The 26,608-nt window shown below is 65.0% G+C and carries 28 protein-coding genes and 1 pseudogene; 7 read left to right on the forward strand and 22 right to left on the reverse strand.

The window, feature by feature from the left end:
* Positions 1-46 precede the first annotated feature (46 nt).
* Positions 47-994, forward strand: a complete 948-nt coding sequence (locus EJ072_RS11645) for a GlxA family transcriptional regulator (RefSeq protein ID WP_126079828.1) — start codon at positions 47-49, stop codon at positions 992-994.
* Here EJ072_RS11645 and EJ072_RS11650 read toward each other — a convergent pair.
* A pseudogene (locus EJ072_RS11650) lies at positions 947-1,991 on the reverse strand (AraC family transcriptional regulator). The gene EJ072_RS11645 and the pseudogene EJ072_RS11650 overlap by 48 nt on opposite strands.
* Before the next feature lie 138 nt (positions 1,992-2,129).
* On the opposite strand from EJ072_RS11650, the gene EJ072_RS11655 reads away from it, so the two are divergent.
* A complete protein-coding gene (locus EJ072_RS11655; protein ID WP_126079829.1) occupies positions 2,130-3,197 on the forward strand; it encodes an alpha/beta hydrolase in 1,068 nt (355 codons plus the stop codon).
* A gap of 151 nt (positions 3,198-3,348) precedes the next feature.
* On the opposite strand, the gene EJ072_RS11665 is transcribed toward EJ072_RS11655, so the two are convergent.
* The 11 genes from EJ072_RS11665 to EJ072_RS11715 form a co-directional block, all read right to left on the reverse strand.
* Positions 3,349-4,008: a DUF2161 family putative PD-(D/E)XK-type phosphodiesterase gene (locus tag EJ072_RS11665; RefSeq protein WP_126079830.1), complete on the reverse strand. Its 660-nt coding sequence runs from the start codon at positions 4,006-4,008 to the stop codon at positions 3,349-3,351.
* Between the two features lie 66 nt (positions 4,009-4,074).
* Positions 4,075-5,352: an L-fuconate dehydratase gene (locus EJ072_RS11670; protein WP_126079831.1), complete on the reverse strand. Its 1,278-nt coding sequence runs from the start codon at positions 5,350-5,352 to the stop codon at positions 4,075-4,077.
* Between the two features lie 47 nt (positions 5,353-5,399).
* A complete protein-coding gene (locus EJ072_RS11675; RefSeq protein WP_126079832.1) occupies positions 5,400-6,131 on the reverse strand; it encodes an SDR family oxidoreductase in 732 nt (243 codons plus the stop codon).
* Positions 6,132-6,147: 16 nt separating this feature from the next.
* Positions 6,148-6,594: a MaoC/PaaZ C-terminal domain-containing protein gene (locus tag EJ072_RS11680; RefSeq protein WP_126079833.1), complete on the reverse strand. Its 447-nt coding sequence runs from the start codon at positions 6,592-6,594 to the stop codon at positions 6,148-6,150.
* An 8-nt stretch (positions 6,595-6,602) separates the two neighbouring features.
* Positions 6,603-7,676 (reverse strand): Gfo/Idh/MocA family oxidoreductase, encoded by a 1,074-nt coding sequence (locus EJ072_RS11685; RefSeq protein WP_126079834.1) that lies wholly within the window; start codon positions 7,674-7,676, stop codon positions 6,603-6,605.
* Positions 7,669-7,998, reverse strand: coding sequence for an L-rhamnose mutarotase (locus EJ072_RS11690; RefSeq protein ID WP_126079835.1), 330 nt, complete (start codon positions 7,996-7,998; stop codon positions 7,669-7,671). The genes EJ072_RS11685 and EJ072_RS11690 overlap by 8 nt, the downstream gene beginning before the upstream one ends.
* 10 nt (positions 7,999-8,008) lie before the next feature.
* Positions 8,009-9,121 carry a mandelate racemase/muconate lactonizing enzyme family protein gene (locus EJ072_RS11695; RefSeq protein WP_126079836.1) on the reverse strand — a complete coding sequence of 371 codons (1,113 nt, stop codon included), beginning with the start codon at positions 9,119-9,121 and terminating at the stop codon, positions 8,009-8,011.
* Position 9,122: 1 nt separating this feature from the next.
* Entirely contained in the window at positions 9,123-10,220 is a 1,098-nt protein-coding gene (gene ugpC, locus EJ072_RS11700) for a sn-glycerol-3-phosphate ABC transporter ATP-binding protein UgpC (RefSeq protein ID WP_126079837.1), read from the reverse strand.
* Positions 10,221-10,225: 5 nt separating this feature from the next.
* On the reverse strand, positions 10,226-11,092 hold the full coding sequence (locus EJ072_RS11705; RefSeq protein WP_126083599.1) for a carbohydrate ABC transporter permease: 867 nt from the start codon (positions 11,090-11,092) through the stop codon (positions 10,226-10,228).
* A gap of 2 nt (positions 11,093-11,094) precedes the next feature.
* Positions 11,095-11,991 (reverse strand): sugar ABC transporter permease, encoded by an 897-nt coding sequence (locus tag EJ072_RS11710; protein ID WP_126079838.1) that lies wholly within the window; start codon positions 11,989-11,991, stop codon positions 11,095-11,097.
* Positions 11,992-12,111: 120 nt separating this feature from the next.
* Entirely contained in the window at positions 12,112-13,428 is a 1,317-nt protein-coding gene (locus EJ072_RS11715; RefSeq protein ID WP_126079839.1) for a sugar ABC transporter substrate-binding protein, read from the reverse strand.
* 167 nt (positions 13,429-13,595) lie between these two features.
* Between EJ072_RS11715 and EJ072_RS11720 the strand changes: the two genes are divergently transcribed.
* Complete coding sequence (locus EJ072_RS11720; protein ID WP_245467287.1) at positions 13,596-14,384, forward strand: IclR family transcriptional regulator; 789 nt, start codon at positions 13,596-13,598, stop codon at positions 14,382-14,384.
* 65 nt (positions 14,385-14,449) lie between these two features.
* A complete protein-coding gene (locus EJ072_RS11725) occupies positions 14,450-15,286 on the forward strand; it encodes an amidohydrolase (RefSeq protein ID WP_126079841.1) in 837 nt (278 codons plus the stop codon).
* Positions 15,287-15,343: 57 nt separating this feature from the next.
* Here the strand turns inward: EJ072_RS11725 and EJ072_RS11730 are convergent, their stop codons facing one another.
* From EJ072_RS11730 to EJ072_RS11765, 8 genes are read right to left on the reverse strand one after another with little or no spacing between them, the layout of a single operon-like run.
* Positions 15,344-16,309, reverse strand: a complete 966-nt coding sequence (locus tag EJ072_RS11730) for an ABC transporter permease (protein WP_126079842.1) — start codon at positions 16,307-16,309, stop codon at positions 15,344-15,346.
* Positions 16,310-16,314: 5 nt separating this feature from the next.
* Positions 16,315-17,256 carry an ABC transporter permease gene (locus EJ072_RS11735; protein WP_126079843.1) on the reverse strand — a complete coding sequence of 314 codons (942 nt, stop codon included), beginning with the start codon at positions 17,254-17,256 and terminating at the stop codon, positions 16,315-16,317.
* Positions 17,253-17,990, reverse strand: coding sequence for an ATP-binding cassette domain-containing protein (locus EJ072_RS11740; protein ID WP_126079844.1), 738 nt, complete (start codon positions 17,988-17,990; stop codon positions 17,253-17,255). Before EJ072_RS11740 ends, EJ072_RS11735 begins: the two co-directional genes overlap by 4 nt.
* Positions 17,983-18,720, reverse strand: coding sequence for an ATP-binding cassette domain-containing protein (locus EJ072_RS11745; protein ID WP_126079845.1), 738 nt, complete (start codon positions 18,718-18,720; stop codon positions 17,983-17,985). The genes EJ072_RS11740 and EJ072_RS11745 overlap by 8 nt, the downstream gene beginning before the upstream one ends.
* A 55-nt stretch (positions 18,721-18,775) precedes the next feature.
* The gene (locus tag EJ072_RS11750; RefSeq protein ID WP_126079846.1) at positions 18,776-19,960 is read right to left on the reverse strand and encodes a substrate-binding domain-containing protein; all 1,185 of its coding nucleotides are present in this window, start codon (positions 19,958-19,960) and stop codon (positions 18,776-18,778) included.
* Positions 19,961-19,985: 25 nt separating this feature from the next.
* A complete protein-coding gene (locus tag EJ072_RS11755; RefSeq protein WP_189343348.1) occupies positions 19,986-21,113 on the reverse strand; it encodes an extracellular solute-binding protein in 1,128 nt (375 codons plus the stop codon).
* 20 nt (positions 21,114-21,133) lie between these two features.
* Entirely contained in the window at positions 21,134-22,294 is a 1,161-nt protein-coding gene (locus tag EJ072_RS11760) for a CaiB/BaiF CoA-transferase family protein (protein ID WP_126079848.1), read from the reverse strand.
* Between the two features lie 3 nt (positions 22,295-22,297).
* Positions 22,298-22,849: a MaoC family dehydratase gene (locus tag EJ072_RS11765; RefSeq protein WP_126079849.1), complete on the reverse strand. Its 552-nt coding sequence runs from the start codon at positions 22,847-22,849 to the stop codon at positions 22,298-22,300.
* 261 nt (positions 22,850-23,110) lie between these two features.
* On the opposite strand from EJ072_RS11765, the gene EJ072_RS11770 reads away from it, so the two are divergent.
* A complete protein-coding gene (locus EJ072_RS11770) occupies positions 23,111-24,223 on the forward strand; it encodes a lactonase family protein (RefSeq protein ID WP_126079850.1) in 1,113 nt (370 codons plus the stop codon).
* Positions 24,224-24,337: 114 nt separating this feature from the next.
* Here the strand turns inward: EJ072_RS11770 and EJ072_RS11775 are convergent, their stop codons facing one another.
* Together EJ072_RS11775 and EJ072_RS37280 are read right to left on the reverse strand one after the other, a co-directional pair.
* Positions 24,338-24,694: a hypothetical protein gene (locus tag EJ072_RS11775; protein WP_245467288.1), complete on the reverse strand. Its 357-nt coding sequence runs from the start codon at positions 24,692-24,694 to the stop codon at positions 24,338-24,340.
* 403 nt (positions 24,695-25,097) lie between these two features.
* Positions 25,098-25,223, reverse strand: coding sequence for a hypothetical protein (locus tag EJ072_RS37280; RefSeq protein WP_281058740.1), 126 nt, complete (start codon positions 25,221-25,223; stop codon positions 25,098-25,100).
* Positions 25,224-25,694: 471 nt separating this feature from the next.
* On the opposite strand from EJ072_RS37280, the gene EJ072_RS37505 reads away from it, so the two are divergent.
* A complete protein-coding gene (locus EJ072_RS37505) occupies positions 25,695-25,961 on the forward strand; it encodes a YbhB/YbcL family Raf kinase inhibitor-like protein (protein ID WP_348527261.1) in 267 nt (88 codons plus the stop codon).
* A gap of 190 nt (positions 25,962-26,151) precedes the next feature.
* Positions 26,152-26,580, forward strand: coding sequence for a DUF6496 domain-containing protein (locus EJ072_RS11785; RefSeq protein WP_245467289.1), 429 nt, complete (start codon positions 26,152-26,154; stop codon positions 26,578-26,580).
* Positions 26,581-26,608: the final 28 nt, after the last annotated feature.

Genomic DNA, 26,608 nt, shown 5'->3' on the forward strand with positions numbered 1-26,608 from the left:
TGCTTTGGCCCGGTCGCCAATCATCCCTCGTTTCAGGCCAAAGGCCATGCGCCGCATCGAAATCCTCGCCTATCCCGACATCCAGCTCCTCGATGTCAGCGGACCGCTTCAGGTTTTCGCCAGCGCCAACGACTTCAGGACGCAGGCCGGCGAAGCGCCGGCCTATGATGTCGTCGTCGTCGCCGCTTCGCCACGGATCAGGACATCGTCCGGTCTGGTGGTTGAGGCAGCGGCGTTGCCGGCGCACGGAACCACGATCGACACGGTGATCGTGCCCGGCGGCTGGGGCGTCAACGCGGCCTGCGAGGATGCCGAGCTGGTGCAGTGGATCATCGGCCGCTCGCGCGATGCGACGCGAACCGCCTCAGTTTGCAGCGGCGCCATGCTGCTGGCCGAGGCCGGCCTGCTCGACGGCCGGCGTGCGGTGACCCATTGGGGCCGCTGCGCGGAGTTCGCACGACGCTTTCCGGCGGTTCGGCTCGATCCCGACCCGATCTTCATTCGCGACGGCAATGTCTGGACCTCGGCCGGAGTAACGGCTGGCATCGACCTCGCACTGTCCTTCGTCGAGGCCGACCTTGGCCGGCGCATGGCGCTGGCGGTGGCGCGCGAGCTGGTCGTCTTCCTCAAACGTCCTGGCGGCCAGGCGCAGTTCAGCCAGACCTTAAAGCTGCAGCAAGGCGACGGGCGCTTCGACCGGCTGCATGGCTGGATCCTCGACAATCTCAGCGCCGATCTCTCGCTGGAGCAATTGGCCGACCGCGCCAATATGAGCCGGCGCAGTTTCTCGCGGCGCTATCAGGAGGCGACCGGCCGCACACCCGCCCGCGCCGTCGAGGAGATCCGGATCGAAGCGGCGCGGCGGATGCTGGAGCGGGGACAAACGGTCGGCCAGACGGCGCGGCGTTGCGGCTTCGGCTCGGAAGAAACGATGCGGCGCCGCTTCCTACGTGTCCTTGGCACCAACCCGCGCGACTACCGCGAGCGCTTCTGATCGCGACCGCTCGCGCCATGAAGCCGGGCTGAGCGACGTGACGCGCCGGAACTCGCGATTGAAGTTCGATTTGGTCTGGAAGCCGGATTCGAGCATCGCCGCGGTCACCGACATCTCGGTTTCGCTGAGCAGCCTGCAGCCTTCAGCAATGCGGAAATCATTGATGAACTGCGAGACGTTCTTGCCGGCCAGCCGATTGACCGCGCCGGATATCTGGCGGGCGGGAACGCCGGCGCGGCGAGCCAGCCGCGACAAGGTGAGATTTTCGTCGCGCGCCAGTTTCTGCTCGGCCAGGAGGGTGCGTACCCTGTCGAGAACCTCACGATCCTGCGCCGCCGTGGATGGTGCTTCGAGCTCCTCGGCGGCTTGGGATTGAGGCTGCGCGCGCGCAGCGGCGATGGCTGTCAGCCCGATGAGAAACAGGCCAAGAAAGTTCGCATTGCTGACGATGAAGGCCGCGTTCTCGCCTCTGCTCCATTCGAAATCCATCAGTATGGCGAGATCGAAGAAGGCAGAGACACAAAGCGCCAGGGCGGCGATGACGAGCGCGCGGTGCGCGGCGACCGCGCCGTCGAGCCGCGCCTCGTCCAGCGCATCGGGACCGGCGCGGCCAAGATCGAGCACTGCCAAGGCATAGCCCACAAAGATCACGATCATGGCGGCGTCGATCAGCGCCGGCGCGAACAGCACCAGGGCAAGCATCAGGACAGCGGGGCGGCATGAAGCCAGCGGACGCTGCCAGCGTCGGCGGCGCTGCGGTGGATCAGACTGCGGAACCCGGCAAAGACGATGGGTGGCAGGCCGCTCGCAACCACCGGCAGCACGTAGCGCAGCGCTGTCATGCCATAGCCCCAGCGCAGACCGAGAAGCACCGACTGCAGGATGCAAAGGCCGTCAGGGCGACGAACGGCCGGCTCGGCTGCTCGGCATGCAGCATCCGGACAAGCAGGACGAGCAAAAGCAGGGCGACGACGAAGGGAAGCGGGACGAAAATCACGGGCAGTCTCAAAAGCAGTCGGGTACATTGATAATGGCCCGGATCACGATTGAGAACGACCTCGATCGCGATCGAGGTCGCAACTTCGGGATGTCATCAGCAGATCATCGCCGGTCTCTCCAACCGAGCGAGGTCCTCATGACATTCTCCCGCATCCTGTCCGCAGCAATACTCACAGTCGCTTTCACCGCTACAAGCCACGCCGCCGAGGTCGGCATGCGCGAAATCTCCGTCGCGGCACCGCAACGCGGCCACGATCTCCAGGTCTTTGTCTGGTATCCGGCCGAGGCCGGCGGCGAAGCCATCGTGCTTGGCGACAACAGGGCCTTCAAGGGCGTGCCGGCCTTCAAGAATGCGCCACCGCTCAAGGGGCGGTTTCCCCTGGTCGTGCTGTCGCATGGGTCGGGCGGGCGCGTGCAAGGCATGGCCTGGCTGGCGACGGAACTCACCAAAGCGGGCTTCATCGTGGCCGGGCCCAATCATCCCGGCACGACCAGCGGCGACTCAACCCCAGCCGACACGCCGAAATTTTGGGAGCGCACGCGGGACCTCTCGGCAGTGGTCGACGCGATGACGACCGACCCGACATGGGGCGGCGGCGTCGACGGCGACAGGATCGGCGTGCTCGGCTTCTCGCTCGGCGGCGCCGCGGCGATGGAGATTGCCGGCGCCCGCGCCAGCCTCGACGCTTATGCCCATTATTGCGACGAGTACAAGAAATGGGACTGCGCCTGGTATGCGGGCGGCATCGGCTACCGTGACGACGCGGTCGTGCATGTCCACAAGCTCGACCTCAGGACGATCGACAAGGCGCGTTTCGAGCAGTCAAACCTCGACCGCCGCGTCAAAGCGGCCGTGCTGGTCGATCCCGGCCTTGCGCCGGCCTATGACACCGCCAGCCTGAAGGCGATCGCGATCCCGATGGATTTCATCAATCTCGGCGGCACCGACACGATTCCGCTGGGCGTCGTTGCCGACAAACTGGCTGCGATCGCGCCGCGCGGCACATATGCCTCCGTCAAAGGCGCCATCCATTTCAGCTTCTTGCAGGAATGCAAGCCGGGCGGCGCCGAGCTGCTGAGGGAAACGGGCGAGCTCGATCCGATCTGCGCCGACGGCGGCAGCCGCTCGCGCGCCGACCTCCATGCCGAGCTGGTCGGTCTGATCCGGGGCGACCTGGAGCGGAGCTTGCAGGGTCCTATGTGACCTCGGCCTGTCGCGTAAAAGACTTCCACGGCCATTCGGCGCGATGGCCTAAAGCGCGTCGCGCTGAACCGGATTCAGGCGACGCGCTTTAAGTCTTTGTTTTGATGCATGTCGTTGTCCCAGAACCGCTCACACTTCTGGGCGACATGCATTATAGCGCCGCCGGCAGCGGCCCAATCGCTGCGAGGCCGGCTTCGGTCAGCGCGTAGATGCCGCGCTCGGCGCGGGCGAACCAGCCATAGTAATTGTGCTGCAAGATGCTTGCGGCGCGTGGCGAAAGCGTCTTCAGGTCGCGCGGCCGTTTCGGGCCATTGGCCATGGCGGCGGCGCAGGCGAGCGCCTCCTGCCGATATGCGGTCATGATCGGCTTCTTGCGCGTGCTGCCGCCGATGGATGGGTCGCCCTTGCGGCGATGATGCTCCTCAACCAAGCGCGAGCGCCGCCGTGGATCGCGTCGCGGCGGCAGGGCGGCGGGACTGAGGATCAACTCCACCTCGCCCCTGGCGCTGACGCCAAGCAGGCCGAAGCCGAGGCGACGACAAAGCGCGCGGAAGCGCCGGTCGTGCTCCCGGCCCTTGCCGCGCGCCGACATCAAGGCGGCGAGCCACACCTCGTCACAGGCCGCCGCGCGGTCGACGGCTTGCAGGACGAGCTCGAGGTTGAATTGCAGCTTGAGCTCGCAGATGACGACGACCGGCGGCTCGCCGGCGCGCACGCCGACCACGTCGCAGCCGCCAACCTCGCCCTTGACGGCGAAATCCATGCTCTCGAGGAACCGCTTCACCGGCTCGTAGAGGGAGGTTTCCTGCATGAGAGAGGCATAACCGATTCGCGGCTGGTCGGCCCAGCGGCACCATTGCGGTCACGGCCACCGATGTCAGGCGCGGTGCAGGTAATCCTCGATCGACTGCGCCTTCATCTCGATCGAGAAACCGGGCGCCTGGGGCGGCATATAGGCGGCGTCGCGGATGACGCAGGGTTCGATGAAATGCTCGTGCAGGTGGTCGACATATTCGATCACCCGCCCATCCTTAGTACCTGACACGGCGACGTAGTCGATCATCGACAGATGCTGGACATATTCGCACAAGCCGACGCCGCCGGCATGCGGCCAGACCGGCAGGCCGAACTTGGCGGCGATCAGCAGCACCGCCAGCACTTCGTTCAGCCCGCCCATGCGACAGGAATCGATCTGCACCACGTCGATTGCGCCGCCGGCGATGAACTGCTTGAACATGATGCGGTTCTGGCACATCTCGCCGGTCGCGACCTTGATCGGCGCCACGGCCTTGCGGATCTTGGCGTGGCCGCCGACGTCGTCGGGACTGGTCGGCTCCTCGATGAAGAAGGGCTTGGCGAACGCGAGGTCCTTGAGCCAATCAATCGCCTGGTCGACCTCCCAGACCTGGTTAGCGTCGATCATCAAATAACGGTCCGGACCGATGACCTCGCGGGCGATCCTGAGACGGCGGATGTCGTCGGCGCGGTCACGGCCGACCTTCAGCTTGATGTGGTTGAACCCATCGTCGACCGCTTCCTGGCAGAGGCGCCTGAGCTTGTCGTCGGGATAGCCGAGCCAGCCGGCCGAGGTGGTGTAGCAGGCATAGCCCTCGCGCTCGAGCGCGGCGATGCGCTCGACCTTGCCGGCTTCGGCCTTCTTCAAAATCTCGAGCGCCTCGGCCGGCGTGATGGCGTCGGTGAGATAGCGGAAGTCGATGATCCTGACGATCTCTTCCGGGCTCATCTCGGCGACCAGGCGCCAGACCGGCTTGCCGGCTTCCTTGGCCCAGAGATCCCACACCGCGTTGACCACCGCGCCGACTGCGAGATGCATGGCGCCCTTGTCCGGCCCGATCCAGCGCAACTGGCTGTCGCCGGTCACGTGATGCCAGAAGCGGCCGGGGTCCTCTTTCACCCAGTCGAGATCGAGACCGACGACGAGATGGCGCAGCGCCTCGATCGCCGCGCAGCAGATCTCGTTGCCACGGCCGATGGTGAAGGTGAGGCCATGGCCCTTCAGCGACGGGACGTCGGTGTCGAGGATGACATAGGCGGCCGAGTAGTCCGGATCCGGGTTCATCGCGTCGGAGCCGTCGAGGCTTTGCGATGTCGGGAAGCGGAGGTCGAAGGTTCTGAGGTCCGTGATTTTCGTCATTGCTGCCTCGTGCTGGCCCGCCTCGTCATTCGATCGCCGGAGCGGCCTCAGATCGACCAGCCGCCGTCGATGTTGTAGGCCTGCCCGGTCGTGTAGGTCGCGCCGGCCAGATAGACGGCGAGATCGGCGATCTCTTCCGGCGTGCCGATCCTGCCCATCGGCTGGCGGGCGATGAAGGCCGCGCGCGCCGCCTCATAGTCGCCTTGCGCCTGCATGCGGCCCTGAAGCGAAGGGCTCTCGACCGTGCCCGGACAAATGGCATTGCAGCGTATACCCTTAGCTACATAGTCGGCGGCAATTGATTTTGTCAGGCCGATGACGGCCGCCTTGGTCACGCCGTAAGCAAAACGGTTCGGCACCCCTTTCGGGGCGCCGGCGACGGACGCCATGTTGATGATCGCGCCGTCGCCGCGCTCCAGCATGCCGGGCAGCACGGCACGGATGGTGCGGATCATGGCGCGCACATTGAGGTTGAAGGCGAAATCGAGATCCTCGTCCTTCATCTCCAGGATCGAGCCGGCATGGACGAAGCCGGCGCAGTTGAACAAGACGTCGACGCGGCCGATCTCGGCGAAAGCGGCCTTCACCGCCTCGTCGTTCAGCACATCGAGTTTTCGAGTCGTGATGCCGGGCGTCCTGGCGAGCTCGGCCAGGGCCGTCTCGTTGATGTCGGTGGCGTGGACGATGGCGCCCGCTTTGCCGAAGGCCAGCGCGCTTGCCCGCCCAATGCCCTGCGCGGCCGCCGTAACGACCACGACCTTGCCTGTGATGTCAGCCATTCTTTATCTCCGTCCTTCAGCCGGGCCGTCGCTCGACGATGTAGATGTGGTCCGCGGCCAGCACGACCTGGTCGCGCTGGTTCAAAACCTCGACGCGTTCGATGACGCGTCCGGCATTCGGCCGTTTCGGGTCATCTTCCTTGGCCGCGATGGTGGTGCGCGTGCGGATCGTGTCGCCGATGAAGACCGGCTTGATGAAACGCAGCCGGTCGTAACCATAGGAGAAGGCGACCGGATTGATGACGCTTGCCGTCAGGCCGACGCCGACCGAGAAGACCAGCGTGCCATGCGCGATGCGCTGGCCGAAGGGCGTCGTCTTCATGAACTCGGCATCCATGTGATGCGGGAAGAAATCGCCGGTGTGGCCGGCATGGACGATGAAATCGGTCTCGGTGATGGTGCGGCCGCTGGTGAGGCGCGACGCACCGATCTCGTAATCCTCGAAATAGGTGGTCTGTTCCATGTCCGGCCTTATGGCTTCGCGGCCAGCGGCGTCGCCGGCGCGGCGCTCGATTTATAGGCGGCCTCGACCAGCGCCATGGTGTGCCAGGCGTCCTCGACGGAACTCACCAGCTCAGCATCTTCGCCGGAGGCGAAGCGCTGGACATTGGCCATGCGGCCGACAAAGGCATCGGGAAACCATTCGCCGGCGAGCGGCACGGTGACCCACTCCGACCCGCCTTTCGGATGGATTTCCAGAATGTCCGGCTCGCCGCGCGGGTAATCGAGATTGAGGCCGAGCTTGACATAGGCCGCGCCCTCGGTGCCGCAGATGCGAAACTCGCAGGCCTGGTGGCGGCGGCCGAATTTGTGGTCGTGGTTGATCGAGAGCGCGCAGCGCACCGTGTCGCCGTAGTCGAGGATGGCGCTGGTGCGGGTCTGCGCGACCTTGTGGTTGGGATGGCCGAGCGTCTTGGCGTGCACGCCCAGCGGGTCGCCGAGAAGCTGGCGGATCAGGTCGAGATAATGGATCGAATGCATGGCGATCTCGACGCGTGGCGCCTTGAGCAGGAACTCCCAAAGCTGCCACGGCGTATCGAGCGCGAGCAGCGCATCGAAATCGACGACCTCGCCCAGCCAGCCCTTGGCGATGGCGTCCTTCAGCGCCAGCATCATCGGCGCGAAGCGAAGCTGGAAGTTGACCGCGGCCTTCAGTCGCTTGGCGCGGCAGATTTCAAGGATTTCCGTCGCCTCGCCGAGATAATTGCCCATCGGCTTCTGGATCAGCGCGACGGCGCCATCCGGCAGCGCTTTCAGCACATCGGCGTGGCGGCCGGGCGGGGTGGCGAGGTCGAAGATCGCGTCCTTCACCGCCGCTGCTTCCTCGACCGAACGAAACGCCGTCACGCCCCATGTCTCGGCGAGCTTCTGCGCCTTCGCCTGGTCCGGATCGTAGAGGCCGGAAATCGGGAAGCCGCCCTTGCGATAGGCCGGAAAATGCGCGTCGCCGACGATCGAACCGGCGCCGAAGGTGACGATCTGGCGCGGCTTCGACGGCTTCGGCCAGGACTGGGCCAGCGATGCCGGAGCGAAGACCTCAGTCATGATGGAAGACCTCGTCCATCGACGCCCACCACTCGCCCTCCTTGCGGGTTTCCAGCGGCTCCTGGCAGGGCATGCAGACCGCCCACCATTCCTGCGTCTTCGGGTCGGCCGCCATCTTGGCCATATCGGCGGCGTAGTCGGTGCCGTGATATTCGAAATAGGAGAAAAGCAGGTTCTCCGGCCGCTTCAGGTGGATCGAATAGTTCTTGATGTTGCAGGCCGAGATCATGGTCAGCACGTCCGGCCAGACGGCGGCGTGAAGGCGGACATATTCCTCGACCTTCTCGGATTTCAATCCAAGCACCATGCCCATGCGCTGCATAACCGCCTCCCTATTTCACGATCGCCGTAGTGAATTCGGCGATGCTTCTTGCCTTGACCGCGTCCCAGTCCCAGTCGATGCCGATGCCGGGCTCGCTGGGCGCCAGAGCATGGCCATCCTCGATGCGCATCTTGGCGCCCGTCAACTCATCGAGCTGCGGAATATACTCGACATATTTGCCGTTCTGGATGGCGCAGACCAGGCTGACATGCAATTCCATCAGGAAATGCGGGCAGACCGGCATGTCGAAGGCCTCCGCGGCATGGGCGACTTTCAGCCAGGGCGTGATGCCGCCGATGCGGCCGACATCGACCTGGATGATGCTGGCGCCGCCTTTCTGCATGTACTCGCGGAAATGCCTGATCGAATAGAGCGACTCGCCGACGGCGATCGGCGTCGCCGTCGAATTCGACAGCCGCACATGGCCGTCTATGTCGTCGGCCGGCAGCGGCTCCTCGATCCAGGCGAGGTCGAGATCGCGCAGCCGCTCGGCGCGGCGGATCGCCTCGTCGACGGAAAAGCCCTGGTTGCAGTCGGTCATGATCTCATAGCCGTCGGCGACGGCCTTGCGCACGGCCGACAGCCGCGAAAAATCCTCCGAGCCATGCGGCTTCCCGATCTTGACCTTCGAGCCGGTGAAGCCCTTGGCCTTCGCTTCCAGCGCATCGTCGACCAAAGCCTGCGTCTCGATATGCAGCCAGCCGCCTTCTGTCGTGTAGAGCGGACAGCGGTCCTTGGCGCCGCCGGCGAGCTTCCAGAGCGGCAGGTTCTGTTTTCTCGCCCGCAGATCCCACAGCGCCGTGTCGATCGCGGCGAGCGCGATCGCGGTGATGGCGCCGATGGTGGTGGCGTGGGTGGCGAATTCGAGATCGTGCCAGATCGCCTCGATCTGGTCGGCGTCGCGGCCGATCAGGCGCGGCGCGAGATGGTCGGCGAGAAGCCGCATCACCGACGAGCCGCCGGTGCCGATCGTGTAGCTGTAGCCGGTGCCCGTCGCGCCGTCGGAATCGGTGATGGTTACGATCGGCGTTTCCTGGCTGACGAAACTCTGGATGGCGTCCGTGCGCTTGACCTTCGGCACGAGGTCGACCATGCGCAGTTCGATCTTCTCGATTTTCGCCATGTCAGTTCCTCAGCGACTTGCCGGTTTCGGCGGAGAACAGATGCGCGCGGCTCAGATCGAAGCTCATGCCGATCCTGTCGCCGGCTTTCAGCGGCCTGGGATTGAGCATGCGCGAGACCCAGTCGGCGCCGTTGAACTCGGCGAAGACCAAAGTTTCATTGCCGAGCGGCTCGGTGATGCTGACCGGCAGCTCGACGCGGTGGACTTCGGTTTCGCCGCCCGAGCTCAGGCCGTGGCCGGTCGGGTAGAAATCATCCGGGCGGATGCCGAACACGACCTTGTCGCCGGCCGCCGTCTTCGACTTGAACTGGCCAGGCAGCGGCAGGCTGTCGCCGCGGCTGAAAACCAATCTGCCGTCGCTGACGGTCGCCTCGTGCAAATTCATCGGCGGCGAGCCGATGAAACCGGCGACGAAACGGGTGGCAGGACGGCTGAACACCTCGTCCGGCGTGCCGACCTGCTCGATATGGCCGGAGCGCATGATGACGATGCGGTCGGCAAGCGTCATCGCCTCGACCTGGTCGTGGGTGACATAGATCACCGTCGACTTCACCTTGGCGTGCAGCTTCTTGATCTCGGTGCGCATCTGTGTGCGCAGCTTGGCGTCGAGGTTGGAGAGCGGCTCGTCGAACAGGAACACGTCGGGATCGCGCACGATGGCGCGGCCCATGGCGACGCGCTGGCGCTGACCGCCGGAGAGCTGCGAGGGCCTACGGTCAAGCAGTTCGTCCAGGCCGAGGATGGCGGAGGCTTCCGCCACACGGCGGTCCATGTCGTCCTTGGCGGCGCCCGCGATCTTCAGCGAGAAGCCGAGATTCTCGCGCACCGTCATATGCGGGTAGAGCGCGTAGGACTGGAACACCATCGAGATGTTGCGCGAGCGCGGCGGCAGGTCGTTGACCACGCGGCCGCCGATGTCGATGTTGCCGCCGCTGATGTCCTCGAGGCCCGCGATCATGCGCAAGGTCGTCGACTTGCCGCAGCCCGACGGGCCGACCAGCGCGATGAACTCGCGGTCGGCGATGTCGAGATCGATGCCGTGCACGATCTCCATGTTGCCGTAACGTTTGGTGAGCTTTTTCAGCGAAACCGTTGCCATGAAGTTCAACCTTTCACCGCGCCGGAGGTGAGGCCGCCGACGAGGTGTTTCTGGACGATGTAGGTGAGGGTCAGCGCCGGGATGATCATCACCACGGCCAGCGCGCACATGCCGCGCCAGTCGATGGTGAACTCGGCCGTGTAGTCGAGCAGCCCGACGGGCAGCGTCTTGGAGTTGACGGAACGGGTCAGCTGCGAGGCCAGCGCGAACTCGTTCCAGCAGGTGAGGAAGGCGAAGATGGCGGCCGAGGCGATGCCGGGACGCGCCAGCGGGAATTCGACCTGCCAGAAGGCCTGCCAGCGCGTGCAGCCGTCGATCTGCGCGGCCTCGGCCAAATCCTTCGGCACCTGGCGGAAAAAGCCGTCGATCAGCCAGATGGTGAAGGGGATGTTCAGCGCCACATAGGCGAGGATCATGCCGAAATGCGTGTCGATGATGCCGAGCCGCGCATAGACGAAGAAGAGCGGCAGCGACATGGCGATGCCGGGCACGGTACGGGTCAGCATCAGGCCGAGGAACATGCCCGGCTTGCCACGGAAGCGATAGCGCGCGAAGGCGTAGCCGCCGGCCATGCCGATGGCGACCGCGATCACCGTCGAGGTGACCGAGATGATCAGCGAGTTGCGGAAATAGTCGAGCACCGGAATGCCGCCTTTGCCGATGCCGCTGAACATGGCGACATAGGCGTCGAAGGACAGCTCTTGCGGGATCCAGACCGGCGGCTTGGCCATGATCTCGACTGTGGGCCTGAGCGACGACAGCACGATCCAGATGCCCGGCAGGCAGATCAGCAGCATGGCCAGGAACAGGCCGACACGATGCGCCACGGTCAGCGTGCGGCGGATCAGCCGGGCGGAGGCGTTCTCGTCCATCATCACCACTCCGCGCCGATCTGCGCGCGCGCCGCGGCGAGCTTGTTGTAGAAATAGACCGTGAAGGCGATCGACAGCAGGATCGAGAAATAGGCCATGGCGTTGGCGAGGCCCATGCGGGCGTCGCTGTAGGCGGTGCGCCCGACCAGCGTCCACAACAGCTCGGTGCGGCCGGCCGGGCCGCCATCGGTCATGATCTTGACGATGTCATAGGCGCGCGCGACGTCGAGCGAACGGATCGTCATGGCGATGTAGGCGAAGGGCATGACGAAAGGCCAGGTCACATAGCGGAAGGTCTGCCAGGGCGTGCAGCCGTCGACGCGGGCCGCCTCGATCGGCTCCTTGGGCATGGCGAGCAGACCGGCCAGGATCAGGATGGCGAAGATCGAGGTCGACGACCAGACTTCCGCTATGGTGATGGCGGTGAAGGCGAGGTGGCTTTCGATCAGCCACGGGATGGCTTCCTCGGTGAGGCCGAGCGACTGCAGCGCGTTGTTCACCAGGCCGATATTGTCGTTGAACATGAACTTGAACTGGAAGCCGACCAGGATCGGCGAGAACATCATCGGGAACATCATCAGCGTGCGCAGGATGCGCTGGCCGCGTTTTGCCTTCTCGACCAGCATGGCCAGGCCGAGGCCGAGCAGCATTTCGAGATTGAGCGCGATGGTGAGCAGCAGAACGGTGCGACCGAAGGCCCACCAGAAGTCCGGATTGCTCAGGATCGAGACATAGTTCCTGAAGCCGATCAGCACGAAGAAGGTCTCGGGCCGGGTCAGGCGGAAGGGCGTGAAGCTGGAATAGAGCGACAAAAGCAGCGGCACGAGCACCACCGCCGCCAGCACGACAAAGGCCGGCAGCAGCAGGAGAATCGGCGCGGATGGCTTCAAGCCCTTCATCGGGATCCTGTCAGCGAGGTGATGTGATCCAGCCGCGGGCGGTACCGAGGATGGCATATTTTGCGAGGCTACGCGGCCGCCTCCCCGGTTTGCGGGGAGGCGGTTGCGGGATGCGGTTGCCTAGAGCTTGCCCGCGTCCTGGAGGATTTGCGTTGCCTTGGCGGCAGCGTCGTCGAGCGCCTGCTTCGACGTCTTGTCGCCGAGGATGGCGGCCTGCAGCTCGGGATAGACGGCGTTGGAGATCTCGATCCATTCCGGCGTCTGCGGCACCGGGAAGGCGTTCTTGGCGGCTTCCTGGAAGGCCTGCAGCACTTCGGTCTTGTAGGGATCGGACTTCGCCTGCTCGAGATCCCATTCCCAAACCTTGGTTCGGGTGGGCAGAGGGCCGGCCGCGGCTTCCAGCTTCTGGCTGTCCTCATTGGTCAGCCACCAGACCAGCGAGGCGGCGGCTTCCTTGTTGGCGCAGTTCTCGGTCACCGAGAAGCCATGCGCGCCGGACCAGCCGGAACGCTTGCCGGACGAGCCCTTGGGCTGGACCTTGACGCCGACATTGCCGGCGACCTTGGACGATTTCGGATCATTGAAGAAGCCGGCCCAGCCAGGCCAGTCGAGGTTGATCGCCACGGTGCCGGAGGCGAAGCCCTGGCCGAGATCGTCCCACAGATAATTGGTGGTGCCGGCCGGCACGGCCTTGGCCTTGTAGAGGTTGACGAACCAGTCGAGCGCCTTGACGCCGGCCTCGGAGTTGAAGGCGGGCTTGCCGTCCTTGTCGAGATATTCGCCGCCATCGGCGACCACCATCTCGTAGAAGCGGCCGTTGATCGCCTCTTCCTTGCCGGCATATTGCGTGCCGTAGAAATCAGGCGGGCTGGCGAAGAATTCGGCCTGCTGCGCCATCTCGTCGAACGTGTCCGGCGGAGCGAGCTCCTCGCCGTATTTGTCCTTGTAGGCCTTTTTCTTGGCTTCGTCCCGGTAGAGGCTCTTCTGGTAGTAGAGCGCCGAGACGTCGAACTGGGCGCGCGGCAGCATCACCAGCTTGCCGTCCAACGTGCCGGCGGCGATGTTGGCCGGCACGAAGGCGTCGATCTCTTCCTTCGGCAACAGCTTGGCGAGATCGGTGTAGATGCCGGGATATTGCGGCGCGAACGAGGTGTGGTTGGAGCCGACGCACCAGGTGATCGAGTTGGAGGCAATGTCCGACTTGATCTCCTTGTCGAGGTCGAAGTGGTTCTTCTTCGACAGGATGTTGACCTTGGCGCCGGTCAGCTTCTCCCATTCGGGAATGCGCTCGTAGAGCTTCTCATATTGCTGGCCGCCGATCAGCTTCGCGTCGATCGTCACGCCCGGAAATTTGCCGGGCAGATCGGCTGAAAACGCCGTGCCGGTCAGCAGCAAGCCGGCCAGGCCGGCGGAAACGCCCAGAAGCAGTCTCGTCATGTTCTCTCCTCCCACGAGCTCGCGGCGACGGCCGGCCGGATGCGCAGCCGATCGCTTAAGCTTCATTCATATGCAAATAGCATTTTCATTCACGGGTCAAGCCGATTATGCTTCCAGCGACACGAACTTCATGCATATATGCAGAAGGAAATTCACTGGAGGGGCAGGTGGCCGAGGAAGAAGACGGGGACCGCTACCGCGCGCCGGCGCTGGACAAGGGGCTGGACATACTCGAGCTGCTGTCAGGCGTCGACGGCGGCCTGACGCAAGCCGAAATTGCCAAGCGGCTCGACCGCAGCCCGAACGAGTTCTACCGCATGCTCGACCGCCTGGTGCGGCGCGGCTATGTCACCAAGATCGACGGCGACCGCTATTCGCTGACGCTCAAGCTTTTCGGGCTGGCGCAATTGCACGCGCCGGTGCGGCGGCTGGTGTCCTACGCGACGCCGATCATGCGGGAACTCGCCGAAACCTCATGGCAGGCCAATCAATTGGTGGTGTTCGACCGCGGCGCCGCCGTTGTCATCGCCCAGCAGGAAGCGCCGCGCTACTGGGGCATCTCGATTCGCGTCGGGTCGCATATCAGCCTGTTCGACACCGGCTCCGGCCATGTGCTGCTTGCCTTCCGCTCGCCGGAGGAACGCAAGATGATGATCGCCGAGCATCTGCAGAGCACCGAACAGCTCAATCTGACGCCGGAGTTCTTCGCCCGCCTCGACCAGGTGCGCGACCGCGGCTACGAGATGATGGCCTCGCTGCAGACCGCCGGCGTCTACAACCTCTCGACGCCGGTGCTCGGACCCGACGGCAGAGCCATCGCGGCGCTGACCATCCCTTACATCACCCTCGTCAACGCTCCCACGGCGCCGGATATCACGCTGACGATTCGGCACCTGCAGGACGCCGCCGCGAGGTTGTCGCAGCTCGCGGGGTCGGATGTGCCGCAATCGTCGTAATTTCTTATTTGAATAATGGATTTTTAGGCGGGATATTGTCTGGCACCAAGGGAGGAGACGCCGCCATGATCATCGACACGCATCTGCACCTCATTGACCAGGCCGCGCTGCGCTACCCGTGGCTGGCCGGCGTGCCGGCGCTGAACCGCGACTTTTCCTACCAGGAGTATGCCACCGATGCGTTGCGCTCCGGCATCGAGGGCGTGCTGCATATGGAGGTCGATGTCGACCCCGCCGACATCGCAGCTGAGACCGCTTATGTGAAGTCGCTCGCCGGCCGGGCCGGGAGCCTGCTTCGCGGAGCGATCGCCGCCTGCAGGCCCGAGGAGGCCGGTTTCGAGGCCTATCTGGAGACGGTCAAGGCAGACCCGTTCATCAAGGGTTTCCGCCGCGTGCTGCATGTCGTGCCCGACGATGTCTCGGAAGGGGCGCTGTTTCGCCAGAACATCAAGCGGCTGGCCGGCACCGGCCTGACCTTCGACCTGGTGGTGCTGCCGCATCAGATCCCGAAGGCGATGGCGCTTGCCGATCTCGCGCCCGACGTCCAGTTCGTGCTCGACCATTGCGGCGTGCCCGACATCAAGGGCAATGCCGAGCATCCGTGGCGCGGGCATATGGAAGCGATCGCCAAACGGCCCAACGTCACGGCCAAGATCTCCGGCGTGGTCGCCTATGCCGATCCGGCGAGCTGGACGGTCGATACGCTCAAACCCTACGTCGAACACACGATAGGCTGCTTCGGCTGGGACCGGGTGATCTGGGGCAGCGACTGGCCGGTCTGCACCTTGGGCGGTGGGCTGACCACCTGGATCGCCGCGACGCATGCGCTGCTGGCCGGCGCGAGCGAGTCGGAGCGGACGCGCCTGCTTTCGGGCAATGCGCGCCGGCTGTGGCGGCTATAGCTCTTTCTTAGCGCAATTCCCGACGGAACCCGCTTCACACTTTTCCTGGAATTGCACCTAGATCGTCGTCCGCACGTGGCGCTCGCGGCCGTAGAGCGAGACCAGAAGCAGGATGACCAGGCCAAGGGCGGCCTGCACCGTCGATGGGCGGAAGCCGAGGCCGATCAGCAGCGTGTTGATTTCGGTGAGCACCAGCACACCGGCGATGGTGCCGAGATAGCTGCCGAGGCCGCCGACAAGTGCTGCGCCGCCGACCACGACGGCGGCGATCGTCTGGAACAGATAGGGTTGGCCGACATCGCCATAGGCCGAGCCGGTGAAGCCGAGCAAAAGCACGCCGGCGACCGCCGCGAAGAAGGCGCTCGCGGCATAGGTGACGATCCACATGCGCAGCGGGTCGATCAGCGCCAGAGGTGCCGCCTCAGGGTTGCTGCCGACCGCGTAGAGGCGGCGCCCATAGGGCGTGCGGGCGAGCACCAGCACGATCAGCGCCGTCAGCATGACGAGGCTGGGCACCAGCAAGGGCACAGGCAAGGGGCCGACCGAGCCGCCGATCGAGACGAAGCTGGACACGGCTTCAGGCGCCGAGCCGGAGGGGAAGCCGCCGGTCCATAACAGCACTGCGCCCTGGACGATCATGCCGATGCCGAGCGTGACGATGAGCGGATGGATGCTCAGCCCGCGCGAGATCAGTCCATTGAGCGCGCCGATCGCGACGGCAAGGATGCCGACGAGACCGCAGACCAGGGCGAAGTTCCAGCCCTGGCCGTAAAGCTGCGCCGCGACGACATTGGCAAAGCCGATGACGAAGGGAATGGAAAGATCGATGCCGCCGAGGATGACGACCAGCGTCTGGCCGACGGAGGCGACCGCGAGCAGCGAGGCGATGACCAGCAGCGCGCGGATGGCGAAAGGCGCCGAATAGCCGGGGATGAGCAGCGTGCCGACGACCTGCAGCAGCAGCGCCATCGCGAAGGCGCCGGCGATGCGGGCGTTGGTGGACTGGAACCAGTTGCTTGTCATCCCGGTCAGCCTTTCCGCCTCGACAGCCGTTCCTGCACCGCTGTCAGCACCACGGCGACGACGAGGATCAGGCCATAGGCGATCTGCAGCACATAGGTCGAAACGTTGAAGGTGGTGAGCAGGCTCTGCAGCAGGAAAATGTCGATGGCGCCGATCGCGGCGCCGCCGAGACCGCCGCGCCCGCCGGCGAGGCTGACGCCGCCGAGCGCCACGGCGGCAATCGCGATCAGCGTGTAGGTCGGGCCGATATTGGGGTCGGCCGAGCCGATCAGCGAGGTGAGCATCAGTCCGGCGGCGGCGGCAAAGAGCCCGGTCAGGACATAGGCAACGAGCCGCACCTTCGTCACCGGCACGCCGGCCGTATAGGCGGCGCGGTCGTCGCTGCCAACGGCCATCAGCAGGTCGTAATAGGGCGTGCGGCGCACGAGCAGCCAGCACAGGCCGATCAGCGCCAGCGGCACGATCGAGAGCGGTCCCGCCATGGCCTTCAGCCAGTCCGGCGCCGGACCGATCGGCGCCGGCAGGATGGTGAGCGTGACGCCGGTGAGGATCAGATAGGTGCCGAGCGTCGCCACGATCGGCTGGATGCGCACGATGGTGGCAAGCGCGCCATTCGCGGCGCCAACAGTCGCCCCGACCAACAGCGCTGCCGGAACGACGATCCATGGCGACGAGATGCCGAGATTGAGGAACAGGACCTGGATGACCAGGGCGTTGACGAAGCCCATCAGCGGGCCGGCGGAGATGTCGATGCCGCCGCGTCCCGCCAGGATGACCGGCGCCGAGGCGACGGCCGCGCCGATCAGGGGAGCGGCCAGCCCGAGCAGCGTGCCCCAGGACGAAGGCTGAAAACGCGCCGGATTGAGCGCGACGTTGAGCACCAGCAGGACGACGAGCATCACGACAGCAAAGCCGACGCCGCGCAGCTTGCGAAGGGTCGGGCTCATGCGGCGCGTCCGAACATGGCGGCGATCACCGTATCGGTGGTCATCTCGGCGCCGGAGAACTCGGCCGATACGCGCTGCTCGCGGAACACCAGCACGCGGTGGCAGAGAAGCAGTATCTCCTCGATCTCGCTGGACAGGATCACCAAGGCCATGCCCTCGGCGGCAAGGCCGCGGAAGACGTCATAGAGCACGTGCCGGGTCGCCACGTCGACGCCGCGCGTCGGGTCGTTGAGCAGAAGGAAGTTTGGCTCCAGCGCAAGGGCGCGGGCGAGCAGCACCTTCTGCTGGTTGCCGCCGGACAGCGTGGTTATGGCCGCGTCGGGACGCGGCGCGACTATGCTGAGCCTTTGCCTATAGGTATCGTAGCGACGACGTCGGGCGGCGAAGCTCAAGAGGCCGAAGCGGCGGTCGTTCGACACGGTGGAAATGGCGAAATTGTCGAGCACCGATTGAGTCGGGAAAATGCCGGTCGAGCGGCGATCGCGCGGCAGATAGGCGATGCCGCCGGCGACGGCTTTGCGAAAGCTGGTGATCGATCCGGCCTTACCGTCGACAGCGATGTCGCCCGCGACCGGACGCTCGAGCCCGGCCAGCGCGCGCAGGAAGCGTTCCTGACCATGGCCGTCGAGCCCGGCAAGACCGACGATCTCGCCCGGCGCGATGGTCTGGCTGATCGGATCGACACCCGGCGCGATGACCAGCCCCCGCACATGAAGCGCCTTTGTCTCAGCCATGCGCCAGCTCCGCTGCCGTTTGCGGCGCCATCGCCGCCAGGAGCTCGGCCGGGGTCGAGGTGCCGCGCTCCTCGGTCTTCACCACGCGGCCGGCGCGCAGGATGGATATGCGGTCGGACAAAGCCATCACTTCGTCCATGCGGTGCGTGATGAACAGGATCAGCGTGCCCGCCCCGGCCATGGCGCGCATCAGCGCGAAGACCGACTCGCGGTCGGCGAAGTCGAGCGCCGCCGTCACCTCATCGAGGATCAGGACACGCGGGTTGCGGATGACGGCGCGGGCGAGCACGACAAGCTGCCTTGCGGCAAGCGGCAGCTCGCCGCACGGCCGGTCGAGATCGATCGGCGTCACCGCGAAGCGGCCGAGCGCGGCCTGCGCCCTGGCGCGCCGCTCGCCGCGCGGCACGCCTCGTCGCCACAGGCCGTCGAGGCCGAGAAGGATGTTGTCGGTCACCGAACGTTCAGGCGCGACCAGCACCTCCTGGAACACGGTGGCAAAGCCCGCGGCCTGAAAGGCGGCGGGCTGCGCTCCGGAAAACGCTTTGCCATCGAGCAGGATCGCGCCGCCATCCGGCTGCACGATGCCGGACAACAGCTTCACCAGCGTGCTCTTGCCCGAGCCGTTCTCGCCCAGGATCGTATGGATCGTGCCGGGACGGAAGGCGATCGACGCCTCCGCCAGCGCGACGGTTTCGCCATAGCGCTTTGAAACGCCTTGGACCTCGAGCATTTTTCTTTCCGAAATGGAGAAGCCGACCCTCAGTGGGTGTCGGCTTCGCGTGACATCACTTGGCGCAGGCGTCCGGCACCTTGGAATAATCCCAGCCCTTGGTCGGCGCCGGATTGGCGAAGTAGGCGTCGAGCACATTTTCGGGCATCGGGTCGGTCGGCGGCACCGGGAAGACCGACACGGCATCCGGCGTCATGCAGTCCTTGTACCATTTGTCGAGCTCGGCGGCATGCACCGGCGGGATCGGGATCAGCAGCGTGTTGAGCTTGGGCTTCTGGCCGTCGAGCATGCGCTCGCCGACACGGAACAAAGTCTCCGCCGTCCAGCCCGGCAGCACCGCATGGCCCTCGAAGCGGTACTTGTCGGGATTGGCTTTCCAGTAGCCGAGCGCGTCGCCGGTAATCGAGCCGGTGATCAGCGGCGCCGGACGTCCGGCTTCGGTGAAGGCTTCGGCGACGACGCGGCTTTCGCTGCCGGTCGTCCACACCGCGTCGATCGGCGCCGGATTGGTGGCGATCGCCTGCAGCACCACTGTCTTGGTGACGTTGGCCGTCCAATTGCCGTTGACGGTGCGCGCGACCTTGAGCCCCTTGTTCTCGGACAGCGCCTTGTCGGCGCCCTGCTTCTCCTGGACCACGATCGGATGTCCGGCGATGCCTTCCACCACCAGCACGCTGGCGTCGGGCTTTGCCTTGCCGATCGCCGTCATCATGTCATAGCCCCAGCGGGCATAGTTGGAATCGACATTGATGGCGTTGGGGCTGGTGATGGAGCCCGCCGCTGTGATGAAGGGAATGCCCGCCTTGGCCGCCGCATCGACAGCGTCGTCGAGCGCCGTTGCCGAGCCCGGGATCGAGGTGATGATCGAGCATTTCTTGTCAATGAAGGCGCGGATCTGGTTGATCTGCTGGCTCGCGTCGTTGTTCGAATCCGACACTTCGAAGCTCGACACCGTGCCGTCGGCGATGAGGCCGTCGACCAGCCGCTTCAGCTCCTTGGTGACCGAGACGCGCCACGGATTGCCCTGGTAGCTCTCCGAATGGCACCACTTCCAGGGCTTCGCCGGCGGCGTGAAATTATCCCAGGCCGAGGGCAGCACTTTCTGCGGCGCGCCGTCATATTGCGCCTTGAGATCGGCGGGCAGGCCGTCGATCACCGACTTCACGTCGGCGGCATGGGCGGCGAACGGTATCGAGACTATGGCGGTTGCGGCGAGCAGGCCGCGTGTCAGGCTGGTCATTTTTTCCTCCCTTGGTGCAGTGAAATTAGCCGGCGGCGGCCGGCGCGAAACTCTCCCGGAACAGGCGATTGATGTCGGCGACGACGCGGCCCGCGTCCTGTCTGCCGGCAAGGCCTTCGTTGATGCGGTCGGAGGCCTGCTGCTGGAACGCCATGTAGCCGTCATGGCGGGGGCGGACCCAGGCGCCTTCGAGCGTCGCGCGCGTGGCGCGATAGAAGTTGCCGGTCGCGGCGTTGACGGCGTCATCCTCCCAGGCGGCGGCATGGCCGGGCTGGCCACCGGCGGCGGCGTAAGGGCCGCGCTGCACATCGCCGCTGGCGATCCAATAAGCGAAGTCGATCGACGCCTCGCGTTGGGCGGAAAAGGCTGAGACGGCAATGCCGGTGCCGCCGAGCGCCGAGCCGACCGGGCCGTTGCCGCCGACGACCGGCATGTCGGCAAAGGCGATGCGATGCGGCCGAAAACCCGCCGCCGCATAGGAAACATAGCCATAGATCAGCGGCGCGCAGGCGATGCGCGAGCCGGGCTCGGCCATTTTCTCGAAAACCGCGATCGGGTCCATCGTCAGGCATGCGGGATCGACAAGCGCCGCGATCTCGCTCAGCATCTCGAAGGCGGTTTCGCCGGTTTCGCCGTCGACGAGGTCAACCGAGCCGTCGACCGTGCAGGGCTGGCCGAGCTCGGCGGCCAAAGTGTAGAAGCACATCAGCGAATGCGGCGGCCGTAGCGGCAAGAGAACGCGCCCCTGCTCGGCAAGCGCCAGCACTTCCGTCCAGATTCTTGGCGCGGCCTGGATCAGATCCGGTCGCCAGGCCTGCACCTGCGTCGCCGCATCAATCGGGAAGGCCCATTGCCGGCCCTGCCAATTGTAGCTCGGGTAGGATTTGCCGACACTGCCCCTGGCCAGCGCCTCGCGTTCCGCCTCGCGCCCGGGCACATCGAGCGGCGCCAGGCACTTTTCCGCGGTGATCTGGCCGACATGCGGATGGTCGATGACGATCAGATCATAGGCGCGGGCGAGTTCCTCTACCGGGAAAGACTCGAAATCCTGCAGCGAGCGCTTCTCCCATTCGACCGAAACGCCGGTTTTTTCCCGCCATAGCGCCGAGCAGGCCACCATCGGGTCGTAGCCGCGCGGATGGCTCCAGGTCATGCCTTTCAGAAAAACACCGCTCACAGGCCGAACTCCGCGCGGATCTTCTCGCTGTGCTCGCCGATGCGCGGCGCGGCCCGATCCACCCTGGCGCGGGCGCCATCGACGCGCAGCGGCGAACGCGTGGTGAGGATCGAGACATTGTCCTCGCGCGTCACGGTCTGCAGCATGTCGAGCGCCTTGAAGCCGTCGTTTTCCATCAGCTCCGGCCAGGTCAGCACCTTGGCGCACCAGATGTCGGCGGGCTCGAGAATGGCCAGCCACTCGTCGGTGGTTTTTTCGGCGATGCGTCTGGCGATGATCGCCTTGATCTCGTCGCGGGCGGTGAACCAGGTCGCGGGCTTGTCGCGGAACGGGTCGAGCTCGGGCAAGTCGAGCAGATCGGCAATCTTCGGGATCGGCGTCATGGCGATCGCCAAGTAACCGTCCTTGGCCGGATAGACGCCGTAAGGCGCCGAGAGGTAGGCATGGGCGCTGCGAAAGGACGAGCGCTTCGGCAGGCGGCGGCCGTCATTGAGATGCGTGGTCAGCACCTCGAACTGGAAATCGACCAGCGCCTCGAGGAGGCTGGTCTCGACATGGCCGCCCTCGCCCGTGATGCCGCGCCGCACCAGTTTGGCCAGGATGCCTTGCGCGCAGGCCGCGCCCGCCAGCATGTCGGCGATCGCCAGCCCGAACGGCACCGGCCCCTGCTCCTCGTCGCCGTTCAGCCACATCACGCCGGAGCGCGCTTGGGCGAGCAGATCCTGCCCCGGGCGCCTCACCCAGGGGCCGTCCTCGCCATAGCCGCTGATCGAGGCGTAGACGAGCCGCGGGTTGATGGTGCTGACATGCTCGTAATCGAGGCCGAGCCGCTCGATCACGCCCGGCCGGAAGTTCTGGATCAGCACGTCGGCCTTGGCGATCAGGCCGCGCAGCGCGGCGAGATCGGCCTCGTTCTTGAGGTCGATGGCCAGGCTCTCCTTGCCACGGTTGATGGCGTGGAAGATGGTGGAATCGCCGCCGATCTCGGTGTCGCTGAGATAGAGCCTGCGCGAGAGATCCCCTCCATCCGGCCGCTCGATCTTGATGACGCGCGCGCCGAGGTCGAGCAGGCGCAGCGAACAGTAAGGCCCCGACAGGAACTGGCTCATGTCGACGACCACGAGGCCGGTCAGCGGAAGTTCAGCGTCAGCGGCCACGGTTCACTTCTCGGTCTTGCCGACGAAATCGGCCGGGTTCTTGTATTTCACCGTCTGCAGATGCTCGCAGTAGAGCACGAGCTCTCCTTCACCCTTGAAGACTTCATAGCTGGCGCGGATCAGGCCCATGTCGTGATAGCGCGGCTTTTTGTCGAGGTTGGTGCGGATCGAATAAATGGTGTCGCCGATGAAGACCGGCTTGATGAAGCGGAGCTTGTCATAGCCATAGGAAAAGGCGTTGACGCAGTTGGTGGCGACGAGGCCGAGTCCGGCGGAAAAGACGAAGGCGCCGGCCACCAGGCGCTTGCCGAAAATGCCTTCCCTTTCGGCGAACATCTGGTCCTGGACGTAAGGGTGGATATCCAGCACCAGCGCATTGAACATATGGCTTTCGCCCTCGGAGATGGTGCGGCGGAGCGAGCGGATTTTATGGCCGGGCTGCCAGTCCTCGTAGAACCAGTTTTCCGAATTCCAGACCGGGATGTCGGCATGCGCCTCAGGCATGTCGGCCGGATGCGTCGAGGCGACGCCGACGGTCGGCGAGAACGCGCTCATGCCGCGCTCCGGGAGCTTTCGGCGCGGCCTGCAAGGCGGTTCCGGGCACGATGCCGGATGGCGAGACGCATGATCGCTTTCCTCCCGTCAATTTTCTTTTGTGAATAATATTTTCACATATGGGATTGCCTTGCAAGCGACGATCGGCGAAATTTTTGCAAAGCCGGCACAGGCGGAGGAGCCGCCGGCATTGTTGTTTCGCAGGTTCTCTTCGCAAAACCGTAAGACACTTTTGCGGAACCTGCTTAGGGAGGAAGATCGATGCAAAGCGCCTGTCTTGTCTTTGTCGGCAGCCTCAACCGCGAGGCGCCCTATTTCCAGGGCGCGCGCGGCGTCGGCCTCGGCGTCTACGCCTTCGACGAGGCAACGCTTGCCGTTCAAAAACTTGCCGAGACCAATGAGGTCGACAATCCGACCTTCCTGTCGGTGACGCCGGACGGGACGCTGATCTATGCCAATTCGGAAGTCTTCGCCTGGCGCGAGGGAACGGTCACGGCCTATCGCTTCGACCGCGCCACCAACTCGCTCGCCTATATCAACAAGCAGCCATCGCTTGGCAGCATCACCGCCCACAACACGATCACCCGCGACGGCAGCAAGCTTCTGGTCGCGAATTACGGCATGGGCAGCGGCGGCCCCGACAAGGCGGTCGCCGTGTTCGGCTTTACGGCCGATGGCGGCCTGACGGCGCCGCTGGCGAGCGTCGCGCATTCCGGCACCGGCCCCAATGCAGAGCGGCAGGAGCGCTCGCATGCGCACAGCGTCACCGAGACCATCCAGGGCGGCGTCGCCATCGTCGCCGATCTCGGCATCGACCAGCTGATCTCCTACCGGATCGAGCCGGACGGCGCGCTGGTGAAGCTCGCGTCGTCGGCGCTCGCGCTCGGCGCCGGGCCGCGCCATGTCGCGCTGCATCCGAACGGCCGCTTCGTCTTCGTCATGAACGAGCTCAACTCGACTGTAATGTCGCTGGCGCTCGAGCCGTCTTCCGGCAGGCTTGAACTCATCGACACCAAGCCGGCGGTTCCCGGAGAGGCTCGCGCGCACAACCACTGCGCCGACATCCAGATTTCGCCCGACGGCCGTTTCCTCTACGGCTCCAACCGCGGCCATGACAGCGTCGCGATCTTCGCCGTCGATCAGCAGACGGGAAAACTCGAAACGGTGGACTTCACGCCATGCGGCGGCGCGACGCCGCGCAACCTGGCGCTGACGCCATCCGGCAGGCATCTGTTCTCAGCCAACCAGAACGCCGACCGCATCTCGATCTTCGCCCGCGACGAGGCGAGCGGGCGGCTGACCGACACCGGGCAGGCCATCGAGATCGGAACGCCGATGTGCGTGCGGATCACGCGCGACCCGGTTCAATTCTAGAGCGCTTCACCGTTTCACGGAAACGGCGAACCGCTCTATCTCCTTGTTTTTACGCAATTCCGGACGGAAAACCGCTCACACTTTTCCTGGAATTGCTCTAACGGCTGGCGTTGCCTACTGGCTGACCCGGGCGAACGTGCCGGCATAGGTCTGGCCGGCAAGCGCGTAGGTGACGTTGAGCGTTCCTGGCGACGGCATCGTGGCGGTGATGTCGGCGCCGTTCGGCAGGCGCCCGAGCTTCAACGTGTTGCCGGAAATCCTGCCGGATCCGTCGGCGACGCCCGGCTTGTTGTCGGCTAGGTCGCCCCATGCGTAGCTGACCGTCACCTGCCCGCCCGAGGACACGGTCAGCACCGCCAGCTTGCCGTCATACATGCCGTTGAGCTGCCCTGTCCAGATGCCGGAGAAGGCGGCGTATCTCGCCGGAACGCCCTTTCCGGGCGGAACGACCGCGACCGTCTGATCGAGCACCGCCGAATTCGGCAAGGCCGGAGCGGGTGCAGCGGCTGGAGCGGGTTGCGGGTCAGCAACAGGATGGGAGCCAGCAACAGGCTGTGTGTCTGGAGTCGACTGGCAAGCGACAAGCGCGGCCACACCGCCCAGCATCGGCAAGAGACTGCTTGATCGCGCAAGCAGTCCGGATCGAACCCGTCCCTGTGCCAGTTTCACACCCAAAACCGGAATTCTCATAAGCATCCCTCTGACAGGAAGCCACTTAGCCTAGTTGCCGTCGCCGGCATAGGGGTTTCCTCGGGCACTTTCCTTTGTACCCGGGCCAAACAATCGGGCGAGCAGGTCATCGCAGGGACGCCGTGGCCCAACGGGAATTCATCGCAGGAATGTCAAAGCCAGTTCAAATTTGAGGGCCATCCATCTATTGAGACGGCGCGCCGCCGGGGAGCAGCAGAAAGCCCTGTTCGCCAGTCGAATACCACAATCCCAGATACAGCAACGCCAACAATATCGCGACGATCACCGCAATCCGGACCAGAACGCGCATGACGTTGTTACCTGCTGCGCCGAAACCTTCCCGATTCAATATACCGAAAATGCGGCCGGCAAAATCGTCGAGACCTGCGGTTCCGCCTCAACGGCTCTTATGCCGACCTGCCAACTCTTTCGCCGGATACGGCCTGCGTCGCTTCCGTCCGGGCAGCTTTTCAAGGGGCGATAGCTCCACTTGCGAGCATTCATCGAGCGCCGTCGGGGGGGCGTGATGCTGGAACTCCCGCCGACGCCCCACGTTCCCAAGAAACCAGCCGCGATTGCGCTCCACCGATCCGAGCAAAGATCGTTTGTCGATTTTCTTCGAGAAGAACGCGATAGAGCAGGGAGTTCCAGCATGGCTTTCACGCTTGAGAGCCCAGCCTTTGAAACCGGGCAGACCATTCCCGAGCCCTATGTCCGCAACGGAGGCAACTTGTCTCCTCCCCTGTAATGGAAGAACGCGCCGGCCGGGACCAGAAGCTTCCTGCTTGTCGTCGAGGATCCCGATGCGCCGCGCGGCATGTTTCGCCATTGGGCAGTCTATGACATCGCCGCCGGGCGGGATCGCCTGCCGGAAGGCACTGCCGGGCCGGAGCGTTTCCGCCAAGGCGTGAACGACCTCGGCAACGCCCATTATGACGGTCCCCAGCCGCCAAAAGGGCATGGCGTCCATCACTATCACTTCCGCCTTTCAGCACTCGACGTGGAGACGCTGGAATCCAGCGGAGAAACGGCAATGCCGACCTTCTGACCCGTGCGGGACCGCACATGATCGCCACCTTGTCGGCACCTATGAAAGCCGCTGACGCGCGATCCGAGGCGGCCCGTCGGCGTTCGATCGTGCCCCGTTCGAACAAGGAGAAAAACAATGCCGGACAAGAAAACCATCGAAAAGGCGCGCAAGGACAAGCGCGAAGGCAAATCGGCAAGCACGCAGGCCGGTGAATTCGTTCACGCGGAAATCGACAAAGTCCGCCAAGGCAAGCACGGCGCCCGCTCCACCAAAGCAGGCGATCGCCATCGGCCTTTCGGAGGCGCGCCGCGCGGGCGTCGACCTGCCGCCGCCCAAAAAACGCGACGTGAAGGAGACCACGCGCAAGAGCGCCAAATATGCCTACGAGGCAGGCCAGGGCGAACGCAAGCCGAAGCGCCAGCCGAAGGTCTCGAAGGCGGTGTCGAAGGTGCTTGAGGGCGAGCCGAAAAGCACCGCCTCCCGCAAGGCCCTGTCGCGTCAGGCCAAGAGCGCCGCATCCGGCCGCACGGCCGCAGAGCGGTCCGCTGCGGCCAGGAAAGCCGCGCAGACCAAAGGCGCAGCCGGACGATCAGCGGCTGCGCGCAAGGCAGCCAGAACCCGCGCGGAGCGCGGTTAGAGCGTTTCACCGTTTCACGGAAACGGCG

Origin of the sequence: Mesorhizobium sp. M2A.F.Ca.ET.046.03.2.1 (genome assembly GCF_003952425.1) — a bacterium.
Classification (GTDB): domain Bacteria; phylum Pseudomonadota; class Alphaproteobacteria; order Rhizobiales; family Rhizobiaceae; genus Mesorhizobium.

Excerpts from the sequence above, each read along its gene's own strand:
- EJ072_RS11645 (WP_126079828.1), top strand. The coding sequence starts at position 47 with ATGCGCCGCATCGAAATCCTCGCCTATCCCGACATCCAGCTCCTCGAT.
- EJ072_RS11655 (WP_126079829.1), top strand. The coding sequence starts at position 2,130 with ATGACATTCTCCCGCATCCTGTCCGCAGCAATACTCACAGTCGCTTTC.
- EJ072_RS11665 (WP_126079830.1), bottom strand. The coding sequence starts at position 4,008 with ATGCAGGAAACCTCCCTCTACGAGCCGGTGAAGCGGTTCCTCGAGAGC.
- EJ072_RS11670 (WP_126079831.1), bottom strand. The coding sequence starts at position 5,352 with ATGACGAAAATCACGGACCTCAGAACCTTCGACCTCCGCTTCCCGACA.
- EJ072_RS11675 (WP_126079832.1), bottom strand. The coding sequence starts at position 6,131 with ATGGCTGACATCACAGGCAAGGTCGTGGTCGTTACGGCGGCCGCGCAG.
- EJ072_RS11680 (WP_126079833.1), bottom strand. The coding sequence starts at position 6,594 with ATGGAACAGACCACCTATTTCGAGGATTACGAGATCGGTGCGTCGCGC.
- EJ072_RS11685 (WP_126079834.1), bottom strand. The coding sequence starts at position 7,676 with ATGACTGAGGTCTTCGCTCCGGCATCGCTGGCCCAGTCCTGGCCGAAG.
- EJ072_RS11690 (WP_126079835.1), bottom strand. The coding sequence starts at position 7,998 with ATGCAGCGCATGGGCATGGTGCTTGGATTGAAATCCGAGAAGGTCGAG.
- EJ072_RS11695 (WP_126079836.1), bottom strand. The coding sequence starts at position 9,121 with ATGGCGAAAATCGAGAAGATCGAACTGCGCATGGTCGACCTCGTGCCG.
- ugpC (WP_126079837.1), bottom strand. The coding sequence starts at position 10,220 with ATGGCAACGGTTTCGCTGAAAAAGCTCACCAAACGTTACGGCAACATG.
- EJ072_RS11705 (WP_126083599.1), bottom strand. The coding sequence starts at position 11,092 with ATGGACGAGAACGCCTCCGCCCGGCTGATCCGCCGCACGCTGACCGTG.
- EJ072_RS11710 (WP_126079838.1), bottom strand. The coding sequence starts at position 11,991 with ATGAAGGGCTTGAAGCCATCCGCGCCGATTCTCCTGCTGCTGCCGGCC.
- EJ072_RS11715 (WP_126079839.1), bottom strand. The coding sequence starts at position 13,428 with ATGACGAGACTGCTTCTGGGCGTTTCCGCCGGCCTGGCCGGCTTGCTG.
- EJ072_RS11725 (WP_126079841.1), top strand. The coding sequence starts at position 14,450 with ATGATCATCGACACGCATCTGCACCTCATTGACCAGGCCGCGCTGCGC.
- EJ072_RS11730 (WP_126079842.1), bottom strand. The coding sequence starts at position 16,309 with ATGACAAGCAACTGGTTCCAGTCCACCAACGCCCGCATCGCCGGCGCC.
- EJ072_RS11735 (WP_126079843.1), bottom strand. The coding sequence starts at position 17,256 with ATGAGCCCGACCCTTCGCAAGCTGCGCGGCGTCGGCTTTGCTGTCGTG.
- EJ072_RS11740 (WP_126079844.1), bottom strand. The coding sequence starts at position 17,990 with ATGGCTGAGACAAAGGCGCTTCATGTGCGGGGGCTGGTCATCGCGCCG.
- EJ072_RS11745 (WP_126079845.1), bottom strand. The coding sequence starts at position 18,720 with ATGCTCGAGGTCCAAGGCGTTTCAAAGCGCTATGGCGAAACCGTCGCG.
- EJ072_RS11750 (WP_126079846.1), bottom strand. The coding sequence starts at position 19,960 with ATGACCAGCCTGACACGCGGCCTGCTCGCCGCAACCGCCATAGTCTCG.
- EJ072_RS11755 (WP_189343348.1), bottom strand. The coding sequence starts at position 21,113 with ATGACCTGGAGCCATCCGCGCGGCTACGACCCGATGGTGGCCTGCTCG.
- EJ072_RS11765 (WP_126079849.1), bottom strand. The coding sequence starts at position 22,849 with ATGAGCGCGTTCTCGCCGACCGTCGGCGTCGCCTCGACGCATCCGGCC.
- EJ072_RS11770 (WP_126079850.1), top strand. The coding sequence starts at position 23,111 with ATGCAAAGCGCCTGTCTTGTCTTTGTCGGCAGCCTCAACCGCGAGGCG.
- EJ072_RS37280 (WP_281058740.1), bottom strand. The coding sequence starts at position 25,223 with ATGCGCGTTCTGGTCCGGATTGCGGTGATCGTCGCGATATTGTTGGCG.